The sequence below is a fragment of the Longimicrobium sp. genome, from assembly GCF_036280135.1.
Taxonomy (GTDB): Bacteria; Gemmatimonadota; Gemmatimonadetes; order Longimicrobiales; family Longimicrobiaceae; genus Longimicrobium.
Genome location: NZ_DASURI010000362.1, coordinates 1 through 4004 on the forward strand (window position 1 = coordinate 1; position 4004 = coordinate 4004).

At 76.0% G+C, this 4004-nt stretch carries 1 protein-coding gene and 1 pseudogene; both read right to left on the minus strand.

All coding sequences use genetic code 11. The features are described from left to right. On the minus strand, positions 1-3777 hold a 3777-nt coding region (locus tag VFZ20_RS11360; protein WP_329683994.1), incomplete at its 3' end, for an amino acid adenylation domain-containing protein. After that, positions 3774-4004: pseudogene (locus tag VFZ20_RS11365) on the minus strand (putative pyridoxal-dependent aspartate 1-decarboxylase); the annotation flags it as partial. The pseudogene VFZ20_RS11365 and the gene VFZ20_RS11360, both read right to left, overlap by 4 nt.

Genomic DNA, 4004 nt, shown 5'->3' on the forward strand with positions numbered 1-4004 from the left:
GGCGCCGGCGTCCAGCGGCCGCAGGTCGCCGGCCGTGAGCGCCAGGGCGCGCCCCGCCTGCAGGGCCTGCTCGCGCGCCAGGTGGGCCAGCAGCACCGCTTCTTCCACGTCCGCCGTGCGGCGCGCCTGCTCCGGCGAGTCCGGGTCCAGCAGGGCCACCAGGGGCACCGCCTGGCCCGCGTCCGCCAGCTGGCGGGCCATCTCGAAGGCCACGAACGCGCCGAACGACCATCCGCCCAGCAGGTACGGGCCATGGGGGCGGGCGCGGCGGATGGCGGCCACGTACTCGGCGGCCATGGCCTCCACCGTCACCGCCTGGCCGGCCGCCGCGGCCAGGTCGCGGGCCTGCAGGGCGTAGAACGGCTGGTCCGGGCCCAGGTGCCGGGCCAGGTCCGTGTAGCAGAGCACCTGCCCGCCCACGGGGTGCACGAAAAAGAGGGGAACGCGGTCGCCGTGGGGCTGCAGGGCCACCAGGGGCGACGCCGACGACGGGTCCGCCGTCTCGTCCCCCGCGCCGTCCAGCAGCCGCGCCAGCCCCGCCACCGTGGGGTGCTCGAAGAGCGCGGACAGGGGCAGCTCCGCCCCGAAGCGGCGGCGGACCTCCGTCATGGCCCGCAGGGCCAGCATGGAGTGCCCGCCCAGGGCAAAGAAGTCGTCGTCCACGCCCACGCGGGCCACGGACAGCACCTCCTGCCACAGGTCCACGAGCGCGCGCTCCGTCTCCGTCCGCGGCGCGGCGTACCCGTCGCCGTCCGTCCGCTCCGCCGCGGCGGGCTCGGGGAGCGAGCGCCGGTCGATCTTGCCCGTGGAGCCCACGGGAAAGCGGTCCAGGAAGACCCACGCGGCGGGGACCATGTACTCCGGCAGCGTCCGCCGAAGAACGCGCCGCAGGGCCTCCGCGTCGTGCGCGGCCGCGTCCCCGGCCACGTACGCCACCAGGCGCAGGCCGCCGGCGCCGTCCGCGCGGGCCATCACCAGCACGTCGCGCACGCCGGGCTGCGCGGCCAGGACGTTCTCGATCTCCCCCGTCTCGATGCGGTAGCCGCGGATCTTGACCTGGAAGTCCATCCGCCCCAGGAACTCGATGTCGCCGCCCTCCAGGAAGCGGGCGAGGTCCCCCGTGCGGTACAGCCGCGCGCCGGGCGCGGGCGCGAACGGGTCGGGGACGAACTTCTCCGCCGTCAGCCCCGGGCGGCCCAGGTAGCCGCGGGCGACGCCGATCCCGCCGATGTACAGCTCGCCGGGCACGCCGGGGGGAACGGGCCGCATGTGCCCGTCCAGCACGTACATGGTGATGTTCCAGATGGGCCTGCCGATGGGGATGCGCCCCGCCGTGTGCCGCCCCGCGGGCATCTCGTACAGCGAGCAGCCCACCACCGTCTCCGTGGGCCCGTACTCGTTCAGCAGGCGGACCGTGGGCGCGTGGCGCTGCCAGAAGCGCGTGGGCTCCGCCAGCAGGTTGTCCGCGCCGATGACGAGCGTCCCCGTGCTGCGCGCGGCGTCCCCCGGCGACAGCTCGCCGTTCAGCAGCGCCAGGTGCGTGGGGGTGATCTTGATCATGCTGAAGCCCGGCTCGCGGCGGATGGCCTCCGCCAGCGCCTCCACCCCCGGCCCCTCCCGCAGCAGCTCGACGCGCGCCCCGCGGAACAGGGGGATGAAGTTCGCCAGCGTCAGGTCCACCGCCATCGAGCTGAAGACGGGCGCGCCGCGACCGTCCGCCGCGCGGTACGCCTCCGCGCCCCAGGCGAAGTAGTTCGCCGGGCCGTAGTGGTGCATGGCCACGCCCTTGGGCCGCCCGGTCGACCCGGACGTGTAGTAGACGTACGCCAGGTTCTCCGGCGTGACGTCCACCTTGGGCCGATCCGCCGGCAGGGCCGCGATCTCGTCCGCCACCGCGTCCAGGAACAGCGTCTCCGGCCGATCCGCCGGCAGCCGGTCCGCCAGCCACGACTGGCTCAGGAGCATCCGCGCGCCGCTGTCCGCCAGCATGTAGCCGAGCCGATCCGCCGGGTGCGTGGGGTCCAGCGGGACGTACGCCGCGCCGGCCTTGAGGATGCCGAAGAACGCGGGGAGCAGCTCCATCCCCCGCTCCAGGCACAGCGCCACGCGGTCCTCCGGGCCAATCCCCCGCGCGCGCAGCAGGTGCGCGACGCGGTTGGCGGCCCCGTCCAGCGCCGCGTACGTCATCCGCCCGTCCGCGTGCACCACGGCGACGGCGTCCGGCGTCCGCGCGGCCTGTGCCTCGAACAGGGCGTGGATGCAGGCGTGCGGATAGGGATGCGCCGTGCGGTTCCACGCATCCACCACCGTGGCGCGCTCGCCGTCGCGCAGCAGGCCGAGCTCCGACAGGCGGCGGCCGGGGTGCGCGGCGAAGCCCTCCAGCAGCACGCGGTAGTGCGCCAGGAGCCGGTCCGCCGTGGCGGGGTCGAACAGGTCCGTGGCGTACTCCAGCGTCCCCGTGATGCCGCCCTGGTGCTCCGAGGCGATGAGCGTGAGGTCGTACTTGGCCGCGCCCGTGGACGGGTGCACGGCCGCCGGGCCCGACGGCGCCGGGGGCAGGGGCGCGCCGGGGCCGGCCCCGTTCTGCAGCTCGAAGAGCACCTGGAACAGGGGCTCGTGGCTCAGGCTGCGCGCGGGGCGCACGGCCTCGACCACCTTTTCGAACGGGGCGGACTGGTGCTCGTACGCGCCCAGCGTCGTGCGCCGCAGGCGGGCCAGCAGCTCGCGCACGGTGGGGTCGCCGGACAGGTCGCCGCGCAGGGCCAGCACGTTGAAGAAGGGCCCCATGAGCCCCTCCGTCTCCTCGCGGGTGCGGTTGGCGGCCGTGGTGCCCACGACGACGTCGTCCTGGCCGGCGTAGCGCGCCAGCAGCGCCTGCCACGCGGCCAGGAGGACGATGAACAGCGTGCACCCCTCCCCCACCGCCAAGTCGCGCAGGGCGTCGGCCAGGGCGCGGGGCAGGTGCAGCGGGCGGGCGGCGCCGCGGCGGCTGGCCACGGGGGGGCGGGGCCGGTCCGTGGGCAGCTCCAGCAGCTCCGGGGCGCCGTCCAGGGCGCGCGTCCAGAAGTCCAGGTGCGCGGCGAACTCCGGCTGCCGCACCCACTGGTGCTGCCACGCGGCCCAGTCCCCGAACTGCAGGGGCAGCTCCGGCAGCGGCTCCGCGCGTCCGGCGGCCAGGGCCCCGTAGCGCTCGCGGAGCTCGCGCGTGAGCAGGGCCTTGGAGGTGCCGTCCGTGACCATGTGGTGCATGACGAGGACGACGACGGCGTCGTCCGCGCCCAGGCGCAGCAGCAGGGCGCGCAGCAGCGGCCCCGCCGCCAGGTCGAACGGCGCGGCCAGCGCATCCCCCGCGACGCGCTCCGCGGCGCCCGCCCGCGCGTCCTCCGGCAGGGCGGACAGGTCCTCCACGCGCAGGGGCACGGGCGACGGCGGATGGACCACCTGCACGGGCCCGCCCTCCGCCGCGTGAAAGGTGGTCCGCAGGATCTCGTGCCGCGCCCGCACGTCGCCCAGGGCGCGCGCCAGCAGCGCCGCGTCCACGCCGCCGTTCAGCCGCAGCATGGCCGTCTCGTTGTACGCGGGGCTGCCGGGGTCCAGCTGGTTGACGATCCACAGCCGCCGCTGCTCGAACGAGAGCGGCGCCGGGACGGACGGGTCCCGCCGGGGGATGGCCGACGGCGCGGCGCGCTGCACGGCCCGCTCGCGCAGGGCCGCCATGAGCCTGGCGCGCTGCTCCGCCGGCAGCTCCTGCAGCCGGTCGGCGACGCCCTGGCTCATGCCGCTCTCCACGCGCCCGTGGCCGAGAGCTCCGCGCCCAGCGCCGCCTGGTCGTCCAGCACGCGGTCGATGTCCGCGAACGTCGTCAGGGGGTTGGCCAGCACGGCGCGCAGGGCCACCACGGGCAGGTCGCGGCCGTAGACCGTGGCCGCGCTCGTCGTCCGGGAGATGAACGTCTGCCCCCGCTCCAGCTGCACGCGCTGCAGGGTGCGGTTGAAGGCGTCCAC